General features: G+C 37.8%; 14 protein-coding genes. 9 read left to right on the forward strand and 5 right to left on the reverse strand.

What is annotated here, in order from left to right; all coding sequences use genetic code 11:
• Positions 1–43: 43 nt before the first annotated feature.
• A complete protein-coding gene (locus tag INR75_RS03725) occupies positions 44–1597 on the reverse strand; it encodes an aldehyde dehydrogenase family protein (protein ID WP_223090825.1) in 1554 nt (517 codons plus the stop codon).
• A gap of 33 nt (positions 1598–1630) precedes the next feature.
• Positions 1631–2173, reverse strand: a complete 543-nt coding sequence (locus INR75_RS03730; RefSeq protein ID WP_223090826.1) for a 3-hydroxyanthranilate 3,4-dioxygenase — start codon at positions 2171–2173, stop codon at positions 1631–1633.
• A gap of 314 nt (positions 2174–2487) precedes the next feature.
• On the opposite strand from INR75_RS03730, the gene INR75_RS03735 reads away from it, so the two are divergent.
• From INR75_RS03735 to trxA, 8 genes are all read left to right on the forward strand, one after another.
• Positions 2488–3564, forward strand: a complete 1077-nt coding sequence (locus INR75_RS03735; RefSeq protein ID WP_223090827.1) for an isoaspartyl peptidase/L-asparaginase family protein — start codon at positions 2488–2490, stop codon at positions 3562–3564.
• 175 nt (positions 3565–3739) lie between these two features.
• Positions 3740–4567 carry a phospholipase A gene (locus tag INR75_RS03740; protein ID WP_223090828.1) on the forward strand — a complete coding sequence of 276 codons (828 nt, stop codon included), beginning with the start codon at positions 3740–3742 and terminating at the stop codon, positions 4565–4567.
• A 75-nt stretch (positions 4568–4642) separates the two neighbouring features.
• Positions 4643–5122: a GbsR/MarR family transcriptional regulator gene (locus INR75_RS03745; protein ID WP_092539683.1), complete on the forward strand. Its 480-nt coding sequence runs from the start codon at positions 4643–4645 to the stop codon at positions 5120–5122.
• Positions 5123–5148: 26 nt separating this feature from the next.
• Positions 5149–6279 (forward strand): efflux RND transporter periplasmic adaptor subunit, encoded by a 1131-nt coding sequence (locus INR75_RS03750; protein ID WP_223090829.1) that lies wholly within the window; start codon positions 5149–5151, stop codon positions 6277–6279.
• Positions 6280–6297: 18 nt separating this feature from the next.
• Positions 6298–9438, forward strand: coding sequence for an efflux RND transporter permease subunit (locus INR75_RS03755; protein WP_223090830.1), 3141 nt, complete (start codon positions 6298–6300; stop codon positions 9436–9438).
• 13 nt (positions 9439–9451) lie between these two features.
• Complete coding sequence (locus INR75_RS03760; RefSeq protein WP_223090831.1) at positions 9452–10849, forward strand: efflux transporter outer membrane subunit; 1398 nt, start codon at positions 9452–9454, stop codon at positions 10847–10849.
• A gap of 178 nt (positions 10850–11027) precedes the next feature.
• The gene (locus INR75_RS03765) at positions 11028–12140 is read left to right on the forward strand and encodes an adenylate/guanylate cyclase domain-containing protein (RefSeq protein ID WP_223090832.1); all 1113 of its coding nucleotides are present in this window, start codon (positions 11028–11030) and stop codon (positions 12138–12140) included.
• Between the two features lie 142 nt (positions 12141–12282).
• Positions 12283–12579: a thioredoxin gene (gene trxA / locus INR75_RS03770; protein ID WP_223090833.1), complete on the forward strand. Its 297-nt coding sequence runs from the start codon at positions 12283–12285 to the stop codon at positions 12577–12579.
• On the opposite strand, the gene INR75_RS03775 is transcribed toward trxA, so the two are convergent.
• The 3 genes from INR75_RS03775 to INR75_RS03785 are packed head-to-tail and all read right to left on the reverse strand — an operon-like array spanning position 12576 to position 14189.
• Positions 12576–13043, reverse strand: coding sequence for a YciI family protein (locus tag INR75_RS03775; protein ID WP_223090834.1), 468 nt, complete (start codon positions 13041–13043; stop codon positions 12576–12578). The two genes, trxA and INR75_RS03775, sit on opposite strands and share 4 nt — an antisense overlap.
• Before the next feature lie 17 nt (positions 13044–13060).
• Positions 13061–13528 (reverse strand): CYTH domain-containing protein, encoded by a 468-nt coding sequence (locus tag INR75_RS03780; protein ID WP_223090835.1) that lies wholly within the window; start codon positions 13526–13528, stop codon positions 13061–13063.
• Entirely contained in the window at positions 13515–14189 is a 675-nt protein-coding gene (locus INR75_RS03785) for an NAD(P)H-binding protein (protein ID WP_223090836.1), read from the reverse strand. The genes INR75_RS03780 and INR75_RS03785 overlap by 14 nt, the downstream gene beginning before the upstream one ends.
• 97 nt (positions 14190–14286) lie before the next feature.
• Here INR75_RS03785 and dinB point away from each other — a divergent pair, with 97 nt between their 5' ends.
• Positions 14287–15375 (forward strand): DNA polymerase IV, encoded by a 1089-nt coding sequence (dinB, locus tag INR75_RS03790; protein ID WP_092539692.1) that lies wholly within the window; start codon positions 14287–14289, stop codon positions 15373–15375.
• The last annotated feature ends 87 nt before the right edge of the window (positions 15376–15462 follow it).

The following is a 15462-nucleotide window of genomic DNA, read 5'->3' on the forward strand; positions in this document are numbered from 1 at the left end:
CTACGAGGTTGATATTGTATAATTTAAGCACTAGTTTTTTGCGCTATAAATCAAATTTGATTCCCTGTGCTAAAGGTAATTCTGTCGTGTAATTGATCGTATTGGTTTGTCTGCGCATATAGACTTTCCAGGCATCAGATCCAGATTCACGACCGCCACCGGTTTCTTTCTCACCACCAAAAGCGCCACCAATTTCAGCTCCTGAAGTTCCAATATTTACATTGGCAATACCACAATCTGAACCTTCAACCGATAAGAAACGCTCGGCTTCTCGTAAATTATTCGTCATAATCGCCGAAGAAAGTCCCTGCCGAACACCGTTCTGTAATTCTAGCGCATTCCCAACATCACCTTTATACTTCATAATATAAAGTACCGGTGCAAAAGTTTCGTGTTGTACGATCTCAAAATGATTTTCGGCTTCAGCAATTGCAGGTTTTACATAGCAACCGCTTTCGTAACCTTCACCTTCTAAAACGCCACCTTCTACTAAAACTTTTCCGCCTTCTTCAACCACTTTTTCTAAAGCAGCCTGGTAATTTTTTACCGCATCTTTATCGATTAACGGTCCAACGTGATTATTTTCATCTAACGGATTCCCGATCTTAATTTGCTTATAAGCATCTACGATCGCATTTTTCACTTTATCGTAAACATCTTCGTGTACAATTAATCTTCGGGTGGACGTACAACGTTGCCCGCAAGTTCCTACCGCGCCAAAAACCGCACCGATCACCGTATTTTTAATATTCGCATCTGGAGTAACGATAATGGCGTTATTTCCACCTAATTCTAACAATGATTTTCCTAAACGACCGGCCACTTCTTTCGCTACGGTTTTTCCCATTCTGGTAGAACCCGTTGCAGAAATTAGCGGAATTCGCTCATCTTTGGTCATTAACTCACCTACTTTATAATCGCCGGTGATCAAGCAGGAAATACCTTCTGGCACTCCGTTTTCAGAAAACACACGAGCAGCGATATTCTGGCAAGCTACCGAGGTAAGCGGAGTTTTCTCTGAACCTTTCCAGATACAAGCATCGCCACAAACCCAAGCCAAAGCAGTATTCCACGACCAAACTGCCACCGGAAAGTTAAATGCTGAAATAATCCCCACAACTCCTAATGGATGGTATTGTTCGTACATTCTGTGTCCGGGACGTTCAGAATGCATTGTTAAACCGTGTAATTGTCGTGATAATCCTACCGCAAAGTCACATATATCAATCATCTCCTGAACTTCGCCTAAACCTTCCTGATATGATTTTCCCATTTCGTAAGAAACCAGTTTTCCCAGCGGTTCTTTTAATCGACGTAACTCATCATTAAATTTTCTAACAATTTCACCTCGTTGCGGAGCCGGCATTGTTCGCCATTCTTTAAAGCCTTCGGTTGCCTTAGTGATCACTTTTTCGTAATCTTCAGATGTGGTGGCTTTTACTTTTCCTATTAAAGCTCCATCAACCGGAGAGTAAGATTCGATCATTTCTCCGCCAGAAAAGAAATCTTTTCCTGTCGAAGTTCCGTTGTTTATATCTTGCAGCCCTAATTCTTCTAAGGCTTTATCAATTCCAAAATCTTTTGCGATCTGACTCATTTTTATGTGCGTGTGGTTTGTTTGCTCAAAAGCTTAATCTTCGTCTGCCACAAAACGAGGATCGGTTGGCATTACCTCTCCACAATTATCACAGGTTCTTAAGTCTTCACTAGCATAAAAGTCTTTAAAGTGTTTTAAAAAGTCTTTTTCGATATCTTCTAGTGGAAAATAAACTTCGTGCAATTTATGATTACAATGATCACAAAACCATAACAAGCCATCTTCACCCGGCAAATCCACTCGTTTGCGCTCTACCACTAATCCTAAAGAATTTTCGTGACGAACCGGTGAATGTGGCACTTTAGCCGGATTCAAATACATATCTCCAGGCCCCAATTTCATGGTTTTTTTCACACCTTCATCCTGAATATGAACTTCGATATTCCCTTCCAGCTGGTAAAATAATTCTTCAGTTTCGTTATAATGATAATCCTTTCTGGCATTTGGCCCGGCAACGATCATCACGATATAATCCTCTGCCTCTCTGTATAAATTTCGGTTTCCAACCGGTGGTTTCAAAGTATCGCGGTTCTCTTCGATCCACTTGGTAAGATTAAAAGGTTTAGCTACAGCCATAATTTAATTTTTGAATCTAAAATTACACAATATGAACAAAAGAAACCCAAGATTCGTTAAATATCTGGCGCTTTACTATGGCTAAGATTGGGCGATTTCAGGATGATTTTTAGAAATCCTATAAGTGTATATTGTATTATACAAATTAGGGCGTTTGGCCAAAATCACTGCGTTTTTTTGGCCACCGTGCTATTCGTTGCAAGTCCGCAGCGCCAAAAAAGGCGCTTTACGGGCTTTTCACTGCTATCACTAACGCAGTTTTAAACATTTCAATTAATTTATATAACTTCAGGCCATCTAAACTCTAATATTCGATGAAAAAACTACTCCTTCTATTTAGCATTTTCGCCTTTATTTCTTGCGGAGAAACTTCAGAAAAAGAAAGTGCTACTTCTTCAACTTCCGAAGAAAACGCAACCGAAAATACAAATGACAGTATTCCTAATTTTGGGATTGTAATTCATGGTGGTGCCGGTACGATCCTCAAAAAAAACATGACCGATTCTCTGGAAAAAGCTTACAAAGTAAAACTTGAAGAAGCCATAAGAACAGGTCACGAAATTTTAGCAAATGGCGGGACAGCGATCGAAGCAGTACAACGAACTATAAATGTGATGGAAGATTCTCCTTTGTTCAATTCGGCTAAAGGGGCGGTTTTTGCAAATGACGAAACCAACCAGCTGGATGCTTCGATCATGGATGGTGAAACTTTAAATGCCGGTGCTGTTGCCGGAGTTTCGAATGTAAAAAATCCAATCAACCTGGCGTATGAAGTAATGGAAAACTCTGAACATGTATTGCTTGCCGGGAAAGGAGCTGAAAAATTTGCCGCGCAACGCGGACTAGAAATCGTTGATCCTAGCTACTTTTATACCGAAAATCGATTTAAAAGTTTACAACGTGTAAAAGAGCGTGAAGTCGAAAAAGCAGGAAATAAAACAGCTGCCAATTACGATAGTTTTATAAAAGATTCGAAGTTTGGAACTGTAGGTTGTGCTGCTTTAGATAAAAATGGCAATCTTGCAGCGGGAACTTCTACCGGCGGGATGACCAATAAAAAATGGAATAGAATTGGCGATTCTCCCATTATCGGTGCCGGGACTTACGCTAACAATGCAACCTGTGCGGTATCTTCTACCGGATGGGGAGAATTTTTTATTCGTGGCGTGGTAGCTTACGATATTTCAGCATTAATGGAATATAAAGGATTGAGCTTACAGGAAGCTGCTGCTGAGGTTATTCAGAAAAAAGTACCAGAAATGGGCGGCGATGGCGGAATCATTGCCATAGATCATGATGGTAATGTAGCGATGGAATTTAATACTGCCGGGATGTACCGCGCTACCATGAATAAAAAGGGTGAGCTAAAAATTGGTATTTACGGCGAATAATTTCAGCTTAAAAATATAGATTTAAGCCCTGTTTTTTTCAGGGCTTTTTTATTTGTTAAACCAATCTATAAATAAAATCGAAGCCCTAAATTTGCAAAACTGGTTCTAAAACTTTCAAAAATCGGTTTTTACTGTTATTTTTTAAAGTCAACCTCAACAACTGAATTCTATTTTGATGAAAATCCTCTTTGCTTTATTTACTTTCTGTTTTCTACTTAAACCTGTTTATGCACAAAGACTTACAAAAGAAGAATTACAGGATAGTGTAAAGACGATTCCATCTTTTACCATTCATAAAGACAATTATTTTATTACCGGAGTTCCTACGCATACTGGGATTAGCAAAAAAACTGCAGATGCTAAATACCAGGTAAGTTTTAAGCAATTACTTTTTAGAAAAAAAGTGCCCCAGGATTCTTATTTATTTTTGAAATACACCCAAAAGGCTTTCTGGAACATCTACGAATTTTCCAGCCCTTTTGAGGAAATAAATTTTAATCCTGGAATTGCGTATTCCAAATATTTCTACGACAAAGATAACAGGGTAAATTCTTTAGCAACACTGGCTTTAGAGCACGAATCGAATGGTCGAGACAGTATCTATTCTCGTAGCTGGAATTTTGTTTCTTTAGAATATCACCGGGCAATTTCTAAAAAACTTGTGGCAGGAGTGAAAGCCTGGCTGCCTTTTTACTACAAAGAGAGTAATCCAGACCTTATGGATTACTCTGGATACGGTCAGTTAAATTTTGATTATGAGTTTATCCCAAATAGACTTTATGCGCAATTGATGCTTCAAAAAGGACTTTCATTAGACTGGAAAGGTGCTGCGAGACCAAGAATTTTATACAATCCTTTTAATAGCGTTAACCAATTTATCGTATTAGAATGGTTTACCGGTTACGACGAAAATCTTATTGAGTACGATCAATATCGCAGTGTAATACGTATTGGGTTCCTTTTGAAGAGCAATGAATTCGATTTTCTACGCGCTAGAAAATAATTAACTTTTTTTTAAGTTTATTTAGTTCGGTAGTTTCCGAACCAATCATACCTTTGCACTTCTAAATTTTGAATCATGAATTGTTGTTCAGAAGAAAAAGGGAAGTTGATCGAGGAGATAGGAGTGCGATTTGAACAGGTGCATCAATTAGCGCCTTTGGCTGCAAGAATCTATGCTATAATGATTCTATCACCTAAAGACGGGCACACTTTCGATGAGATCTTATCGATCACAAAGGCCAGTAAAAGCTCTGTTTCTACTCATTTAAATCATCTTTTACAACTTAAAAAAGTAGAATATTTTACAAAACCCGGTGATCGTAAAAGATATTTTCGAGCCAGTACCTATTATTTAAAAAATACACTCGAAGAGTATCATGTAAACATCACTGAAGAAATTAAATTGATTGATAAGATCATAAACTTCAACAAAACAAATAATACTCAGAAGTTTCAGAACACAGGGCAAATCGCATTGTTGTTCAGAGAGTATTTAGAATCTCAAAAAGTGAATATTGAGAGCGTAATAAACAAAATGTCTAAAATAGAAATCTAATAATCCTTACCCCTAATTATTTAATAATGAGAACAATTAAAACTTATATTGGTCTTGCCGCTGGAGTTCTTATGCTCATTTCTTGCGGAGATGATAAGTCTAACCAGCAGCAGGCACAGGCACAGCAACAGGCAATGCCTTTACCTGTGGTAACAATTACCACTAAAACGGTAACGGGATACAACTCGTATCCTACAAGAATCGAAGGTATCGTAAACAGTGATGTACGCGCTAAAGTACAGGGATACATCCAGGAGGTTTTGGTAGACGAAGGTGAAAAAGTTCGTAAAGGACAGCCACTTTTTAAACTAGAAACCCAATCGCTAACCCAGGATGCAAATGCTGCAAAAGCAAGCGTTAATGCCGCACAAGTAGAAGTAGATCGTTTAGCTCCACTAGTAGAAAAAGACATTATTAGTGAAGTGCAGTTAGAAACTGCAAGAGCACAGTTAGAACAGGCTAAAAGTCAATACGAAAGTATTAGCGCTAGTATTGGTTATGCGACAGTAAAAAGCCCGGTAGATGGTTATGTTGGTTCAATCCGATTAAGACAGGGAACACTTGTAGGACCAAACGATACGACCCCACTTACTACGGTATCTGATATTGAGAAAGTATATGCTTATTTCTCGATGAACGAATCTGATTATCTAAACTTTATCCAATCTACTGAGGGTGAAAACCGCCAGGAAAAAGTAGATAACTTCCCTGAAGTTTCTTTGGTATTAACTAACGGAGCTACTTACGAAGAGAAAGGTAAGATCCAGACCGTAACGGGACAAGTAAATCAAAATACAGGTACGGTGAGCTTTAGAGCGATCTTCGATAATCCTAATCAACTTATTACCAACGGTAACAGTGGTACGATCAAAATCCCGGTGACTTACGAAGATGCAACGGTAGTACCACAAAACTCAACTTTCGAACAACAAGGAAAAGTATTAGCATATAAAGTTGGCGAAGGAAACAAAGTATCTTCTGCTGCGATAGAAACCAAAGCAGCTATTGGAAACCTGTATGTTATAGAATCTGGTTTACAAAAAGGTGACAAAATTGTAGCTAAAGGTGCCGGGAAACTACGTCCAGGCGCAGAGATCCAGCCACAAGAAGTTGCTTTTGATAGTATTGCTAAACCGGTAGATCAATTATTTCAATAATCCTTAGATAACAAGACAATGCTTAAAACATTTATAGAAAGGCCCGTCCTCTCTACAGTGATATCTATTATCATTGTTATTTTGGGGGTTCTTGGGCTTAGCAATTTACCCGTAGAGCAGTATCCAGATATTGCTCCACCTACCGTACAGGTAACCGCAAATTACACAGGTGCCAGTGCTGAAACGATTTTGGAGAGTGTAATTATCCCTATTGAAGAACAGATTAACGGGGTTGAGGGGATGACCTACATTACTTCTACAGCTACCAACAATGGTACTGCTGAGATCACCGTTTATTTTGATCAGGAAACAGATCCAGATATTGATGCGGTAAACGTACAAAACCGTGTAGCATTAGCCAATCCATTACTTCCGCAGGAGGTAACCCAGGCAGGGGTGGTAACTCAGAAAAGACAGACCAGTTCTTTAATGTTCTTGTCTTTTTATTCTGAAAACCCAGATTATGATGCTACATACATTAACAACTACCTTAACATTAATGTTGTACCTGAATTTAAAAGGGTAAATGGAGTTGGTGATGTGAACGTATTTTCTCGTCAGGATTACGCGATGAGAATTTGGCTAGATCCAAATAAACTTGCAAACTACGATCTTGTACCTTCAGATGTAACCGCAGCACTAAACGAACAGAGTTTAGAAGCGGCGGCTGGTACACTTGGTCAAAACAGTGGAGAAACTTTTTCTTATACGATCAAATATCCAGGTCGTTATAAAGAAGAAGGCCAATATGAAGATATCATCATCAAAGCTCTTGGTAATGGTGAATTTTTAAGACTTAAAGATGTTGCTGAGATTCAGTTAGACGCACAAAATTACCAGGTAAGTTCCAGAACATTAGGGCATCCTAGTGTGAGTATGGCGATCTACCAAACAAAAGGATCTAACGCACAGGAAATTATTGAAAACATTAAATCCAGAATGGAAGAACTGAAAAAGGACTTCCCAGAAGGAATGGATGTTTTTATACCATTTGACACTAACGAATTCCTTAATGCTTCTATCGACAAAGTAGTTCATACACTTTTTGAAGCCTTTATTTTAGTATTCGTTGTAGTATTTATTTTCCTTCAGGATTTTAGATCGACACTTATTCCTGCGATTGCAGTACCGGTATCGATCCTGGGTACATTCTTTTTCCTTAACCTGTTTGGATACTCGATTAACCTCTTAACGCTTTTCGCCCTCGTACTTGCCATTGGTATTGTAGTGGATGATGCGATTGTTGTCGTAGAGGCTGTACACGCCAAAATTGATGAAGGTGCCAAAGATGCTCAAAAAGCAACTATAGATGCCATGCACGAGATCTCTGGAGCGATCGTTTCGATTACTTTAGTAATGGCAGCGGTATTTATTCCGGTAACTTTTATTACTGGCCCTACAGGTGTTTTCTATGAGCAGTTTGGTATTACGCTTATCGTTTCAATTTTTATCTCAGCGATAAACGCATTAACATTAAGTCCGGCCTTGTGTGCATTATTCCTTAAACCACATGACGAGCATGAAGATCATAAGAAGAAAAATTTCTTACAGCGCTTCTATGCTGCATTCAACCGTGGATTCAATGCCACAATTCATCGATATGGTAAATCATTGCATTTCTTATACAAACACAAATGGATTACAGCTGTGATCCTTATACTTTCAGCAGTTGGTATCTGGTGGACGTCTACTACAACTCCTACGGGATTTGTACCTAATGAAGATAGAGGTATTGTGTTTGCCAATGTTGAATTACCTGCAGGTTCTTCTCTAGATAAAACTCACGAAATCACTGGAGAACTTTACAATAAAGTAAAAGATCTACCAGGAGTTGAAGGACTAAACATGGTAGACGGATTTAGTTTATTGAATGGACAGGGTAGTAACTATGCTCTTGGATTCATTAAATTAAAAGACTGGAGCCAGAGAGAAGAAGATTCACTGTCTGCAGACGCAATAACCGGACAGTTATTTGGTATCGCAAGTACGATTCCAGATGCAAACATTATTTTCTTTGCCCCACCAAGTATTCCTGGATTTAGTGCTTCATCTGGTGTTGAAGTAAATCTACTGGATCGTTCTGGTGGTGACTTTAAAGAATTTGACCAGGCGAATCAGGAGTTTATGCAAAACCTGATGTCACATCCAGAAATTCAATACGCGCAATCTGCATTTAATACTAATTACCCACAATACCAGATGGATATTAATATTCCACTGGCCAAGCAAACCGGGGTAACTATTAGTGATATTTTTGCGACCATTCAGGGGTATGTAGGAGGTATCTATGCAGCCGATTTCTCTAGATTTGGTAAACAATATCGTGTGTATATTCAGGCCTATCCAAACGAAAGAGCCGACAAGGATGATCTAAACAAAATGTTTGTTCGTACAGAAACCGGTGATATGTCGCCGCTTAGCGAATATGTAAGTTTAGAGCGTGTTTATGGACCACAATCTGTAACAAGGTTTAACCTGTTTAACTCTACCACTTTAAACGTTGCGATGAACCCAGGATTTAGTTCTGGTGATGGTATTAATATCGTAGAATCTGAAGCTTCTAAATTAGCAAATAACTATGATATTGCTTATTCAGGACTAACTCGTGAAGAGGTAAATGCAGGTAGCCAGACCGTAATGATCTTTATCTTATGTGTGGTATTTGTTTACTTCCTGCTTTCAGCACAATATGAGAGTTACCTGTTACCATTTTCAGTAATTCTTTCATTACCCTTAGGTATTTTTGGGGCTTATCTTAGTACCAAATTAATGGGACTGCAGAACAACATCTACTTCCAGATCGCATTGATCATGCTGGTAGGGTTGCTGGCAAAAAACGCGATTCTTATCGTAGAGTTTGCGATACAGCGACGTAGAAATGGTGAATCTATCGTAAATGCGGCCATTGATGGTGCAAAAGCACGTTTGCGTCCAATCCTTATGACATCCTTTGCCTTTATTCTTGGACTTATGCCTTTAGTACTGGCTAGCGGAGTTGGTGCAGCGGGTAACCGATCAATTGGTACCGGCGCCGTTGGAGGATTATTGATAGGTACGATATTAGGTGTATTTGTAATCCCAATATTATTTATCCTATTCCAGTGGCTTCAGGAGAAAGTTGGAAAGAAACCAGAAGCCGTAAAAAATACAGAATCTTAGAAAGCCATTAAAGATGAAAACAAAGATAAATTTTAAAATCCTGGTTTTTCCATTGGTGATTCTTAGCCTGCAATCTTGTTTTGTTGCTAAAGAATACGAGCGACCAGAGGTGGTAAAAGAAGAAAATTATAGAACAGACAGCCTGCCACAGGATAGTATCACAATGGCCGATGTTTCCTGGAAGGATATGTTTACAGATCCTATTCTACAAGGATATATTGAAGAAGGACTGGAAAATAATATCGATATTAGAGTAGCCATGCAGCAAATTCTTGCTGCAGAGGCTTACCTTAAACAAGGAAAAGCAAGTTATTTCCCATCACTATCAGGAAATGCTTCACTAACTCACCAGGAACTTTCTTCTAACAGTCAGTTTGGTGGATTATTCTCTTCTTTAGATCAATACGAAGTTTCAGGAAGCCTTTCATGGGAAGCTGATATTTGGGGAAGAATTAGAAGTAATAAACGTGCTTTTGAAGCCAGTTATCTGCAGAGTGTTGCGGCGCATCAGGCAGTAAAAACAACCTTGATCGCTAATATTGCTTCAAGTTATTACCAATTAGTGGCTTTAGATGAACAAAAGGAGGTTACTGAAAAAACCATCGAAAACCGAAAGAAAAGTCTGGAAACCAATAGAGCTCTTAAAGAAGCCGGTAACATTACTGAAGTTGGTGTGAAACAAACAGAAGCACAATTATATACTGCCCAGGCCTTATTGATCGATATTAATAACCAGATTAGGTTACTAGAAAATACGATCTCAATTCTTTTAGCAAAAGAGCCAACATCGATCGATCGTACAACATTAGAAGGACAGGAGATCGAAACCGAATTGAAAACGGGCGTGCCGGCACAATTGCTTAGAAATAGACCAGATGTTATGCAGGCAGAATATGGGTTAGTTAATGCTTTTGAGCTAACCAATGCAGCAAGAGCAAACTTTTATCCACAGATCACCCTAACGGCAAATGGCGGATTACAGGCTTTAAGTGCAGGAGATCTTTTTGACACTAATTCATTATTTGCGACGATCGTAGGTGGACTTACCCAACCGATCTTCCAAAGAAGAGAAATAAGAACACAGTACGAAGTGGCCCAGGCACAGCAGGAGCAGGCAAGATTACAGTTTAGACAGGCTTATTTAACAGCCACTAAAGAAGTTGCCGATGCTCTTTATAATTACGAAGCCTCTACAGATCGTATCGAGATCAAAGAAAAAGAATACGATTCGTATAGCACTGCTACAGATTATTCTGAAGAATTGCTAAACTATGGTTTAGCGAACTACCTGGAAGTATTAACGGCAAGAGAAAATGCGTTAAACTCCAGATTAGATCTGATCAATGCCAAATACTCCCAATTAAATTCTATGGTAAATTTATACCAGGCACTTGGGGGAGGATGGCAATAGTTTGAATCTTGTTATTTGTTAATTGTTGGAAATAGCCCCGGATTTAAAAAAATTCGGGGCTGTTTTATCGCATTATTTTGCTTAGAATTAAAATCAATGCGTTTAAAAGTTATACTTTTGTTTATCCAATTTTTTTCATCGGTCATCACAAATTCTTCGAACAAAAACTACAAAGCTTATGGGAAAATATTACGCTGTAAATTTCTATAGCTTTTCTAACCAATATCCATTTTTAAGCAAGATCATTAAACAGATCATCTTCTGGATCTTTGCTTATGGATTATTGTTTTTAATTATACATTTCACCGCATTGTCTGTGTTACAGGCCATGGGAAGACCTACAGATATTTCTATTTCTGGCGTGCTTACCCTGTTTCTTAGCCTTGGTGCATTGTTGGGTTTAGCTTTGGGGATCATCGACCATTTTCTTAAAAATTATATGTTTAGAAATCGCTCGTTAGGTTTTAATATTCTGGTGGGTGGTGTACTCTATTTTACGGTACTTACTTCGATAATTTTTCTATTACGATATATTGTTATAGAATTTATTAGCGGCACGTTTTTAAATCAATATACCGAGCATATCATTAGGATGAATTGGGAGTACTACAACGTGATCATCTTAAGTTATACGCTATTTATGACCTTGGTGTTGAGCTTTATTAATCAGATGACCAATAAATTTGGGCCAGGTCTTATCTTACCTTTTTTACTTGGTAAGTTCCGTTATCCAGCTGAAGAGAATAGATTATTTATGTTTTTGGATCTTAAGGATTCTACCCAATTGGCCGAAAAGCTTGGGCATTTGCGCTATAGTGCTTTTATCCAGGAAAGCTTTATGGACATTAATCAAATGGTAAAAAAATATAATGCCCAGATCTATCAATACGTAGGTGACGAAATTGTAGTAAGCTGGCCGCTTAGATGCTTTGATTCTTCTTTAGCGATCGAATTTTTCTACGCCGTCCACAAACGATTTCAGCATAAAAAAGAGCATTATTTAAGGGCCTACGATCACGTTCCTATTTTTAAAGCCGGCGCCCATCAAGGTTTGGTTACTGCAGTAGAAGTTGGTGATATTAAGCGTGAAATTGCTTATCATGGAGATACTTTAAATGTGGCTTCAAGGATAGAGGGATTATGCAAAACTTATGATAAATTAATCCTTATCTCTGGCAAGGTAAACGAGAATCCTAAAATTGCCGAAAACTTCATTGTAAAACCTTTAGGGCCACAAAAACTGGAAGGAAGAGAAGTGAGTGTAGATGTTTTTTGTGTTGCTGAAAAATAAGCCGAACACTTAACAGGATTGCATTTTAATTTTCTTCTGAATTTCCTAAATTTACGTAAAGCTGAAGCATTAAGATTGTAAAAAATATTGCGGTATTTTATTTAATTTCAGCAATGATAAACCACCACGTAAAACAAATAATATGAGCACTTTTGGAGATATCATCGCAGACGAAAATCCTGTTTTAATCGATTTTTATGCAGATTGGTGCGGCCCATGTAAAACTTTAGCGCCAATTTTAAAAGAAGTAAAGACTGAACTTGGTGAAAATATCAAGATCATTAAAATCGATGTAGATAAAAATCAGCAACTTGCGGCAAAATACCAGGTAAGAGGTGTCCCAACCATGATGTTGTTTAAAAATGGAGCTCAACTTTGGCGCCAATCTGGTGTTTTACAAAAGCAGGATATTATCAATATTATTAAATCTAAGGCTTAATTTAATTTATTGCCTTTGGCTGTCCACCAGGGATGAACTTCTATAGTTAATCGTCCCGCTTTTACCATAGGATCCAAATTGGCTAAACTGTCGGCTTCTTTTAGTGTTCTGGTATTATAAACGGCAATACCTTTTATATCGCTGCTATCCTCAAATGGGCCAATTAAACTGGCATAACCTTCATTACCCATTCGTTCTAAATGCGCCATATGCTGCTGTTGTAATTTTGCTAAACTAAGCGAATCCTGATCTCGATTTGGCCCAGATTTCAAAAAAACCATATAATATTGTTGCATTAAGTAAGTGGTGTCACCTTCTTTATAAGTAAAGCTTTTAAAACCATCTTCCTGTAATTGTTTCGACATTTCTTCCGCAGAAATCTTATCTTCCTTTTTCTCTTTATCTTCTTCAACAGAAGTTGATTTATCTGTATGACATGAAATAAAAATGAGGCTCAAAATCATCAAAAATCGAAAGCATTTTACCATGATTTATACGGATTTTTACTCAGTTGCGAATTGTAATATTTTGGATCTCCGGTAACTTCCTGCCCTAGCCATTTCGGTTTTTCAAAATTTTCATTTTCAGATGCTAACTCAACTTCAGCAACAATTAATCCTTCGTTTTCACCATAAAATTCATCTACTTCAAAAATATGACTGGCAGATTTCACCAAAAACCGGGTTTTATCAATCATTCCAGGCTCACAAAGTTTTAAAAGTGCTTCAGCTTCAGTTTTATCGATTTCTTTTTCCCATTCAAAACGACTTAATCCTGCTTCATTATTTTTTCCTTTTACGGTAAGGAAGGCAGTTTCATCCTTAATTCTTATACGAACGGTACGCAGTGGATCTGTATTTAAAAAACCTTGTGTAATGCGGTTCTTTTGATAAAATTCTGCTTTAAAATCTTCATTTTTAACTAAAAACTTCCTTTCAATTTCTACCATCGTATTTTGCTGCGAGTTCGTTTATTTTATCTGATTTTATTATGGAATCTGAATACCAGAAGTTTGCGACATGCATCATCGCTTTGGCAATATTCTCAGATCTAACAGATCGATATTTTTTAAGATTTCCAACAAGCATAAAATTAAATAATTTAAAAGCATGCGTGGCGACTTTCTCGAAAAAACGTTTTTCTTCTCGATCTCCCACTATTAATGCCGGCCTGAAAATGTAAATATTGGAAATACTTTTTTCCATCACATCCTGCTCCATTTCACCTTTTGTGCGATTATAGAAAATACTGCTATTCGCATCGGCTCCCATGGCAGAAATCACGACAAAACACTCGGCTCCCGTTTTGGCAGCTAACTTTGCAGCAGTAACCGGAATTCCATGATCGATCTTCTTATACTTCTCTTTATCGGGTGTCTTTGATTTTGTAGTGCCCACACAGCAAAATACATCATGTGCTTCAAAATCATCCTTATAATCTTCTAATTTTAGTACATCAATAAGATGTTCTTCCAGTTTTGGATGATCCTTCCCAAATTTACTTCTGGAAAATAAAGTTATTTTAGTATAATTTTCATTTTTTAAAAGTTCTTCTACCAAATTTCGCCCCGTTAATCCAGTGGCTCCCAAAACAATTGCCGTCTTTTCCATATTGCATGATTTAGATCGTTCTTTTAAATATAATTAAAATCATTTAGTGTATTTTCAAGATGGATTGTTTTAGCATTAAATTTGCAGTACCGTGAGAATGCGCAAGATAATTCATATCGATATGGATGCGTTTTACGCTTCAGTAGAACAGCTGGACAATCCCGAACTTAGAGGGAAACCCATCGCTGTTGGCGGTAGTTCGCAACGTGGCGTAGTTAGCGCTGCCAGTTACGAAGCTAGGAAGTTTGGGGTAAGAAGTGCTATGAGTAGCGTTATCGCCAAACGCAACTGCCCCGATCTTATTTTTGTTAAGTCTCGATTTGATCGTTATCGCGAAATTTCTCAGCAAATTAGAAGCATTTTTTTTGAGTACACCGATCTTGTAGAACCACTTTCTTTAGATGAGGCCTATCTAGACGTTACCGAAAATAAAATGGGCAATCCAAGTGCTACAATGATTGCAAGAGAAATAAGGGCGAAAATAAAGGAGAAAACGGGCCTAAACGCTTCAGCAGGAATTTCGATCAATAAGTTTATCGCAAAGGTTGCAAGCGATATTAACAAACCAAACGGACAAAAAACCGTACATCCAGAGGAAGTTTCAGAATTTTTAGAACAACTAGAGATTAGAAAGTTTTATGGTGTGGGAAAGGTTACTGCTGAAAAAATGTACCGATTAGGAATCTTCACTGGGAAAGATCTAAAATCGAAATCTGAAGAATATCTGGCCGATCATTTTGGTAAACACGGGCCATATTATTATAATGTAGTACGAGGAATTCACGAAAGCGAAGTAAAACCAAACCGAATGCGAAAATCCCTTGGTGCAGAGCGCACTTTTAGCGAAAATATTTCTTCGGAAATTTTTATGCTTGAAAAACTTACCAATATTGCTGAAGAGATCGAACGTCGCCTGCAAAAGAGTAAGGTTGCAGGTAAAACAGTTACCTTAAAAATAAAATACAGCGATTTTACGCTACAAACACGAAGTAAGACGATCTCTTATTATATTTCTAGCAAAGAGTTGATCCTGGAGCTAGCAAAAGAGTTGCTATACCAGGAGAAAATGAAAGATTCTGTTCGGCTTTTAGGTATTTCACTTTCAAATTTAAATACCGATAAACCTTCAGCAAAAGAAAAAGAAGAAAAAAAGGAAGTTGTCGTACAGCTAAAATTCGATTTCTAAAAAACTACCTGATTTTATCGAATATCGACTTCAGTAAAAACCATAAAAAAACCCCGACGTATCGGGGCTTCTTCTTTTATAAAAATT

It is taken from the genome of Zunongwangia sp. SCSIO 43204, from assembly GCF_019904275.1.
In the GTDB taxonomy this organism is placed as follows: Bacteria; Bacteroidota; Bacteroidia; order Flavobacteriales; family Flavobacteriaceae; genus Zunongwangia; species Zunongwangia mangrovi.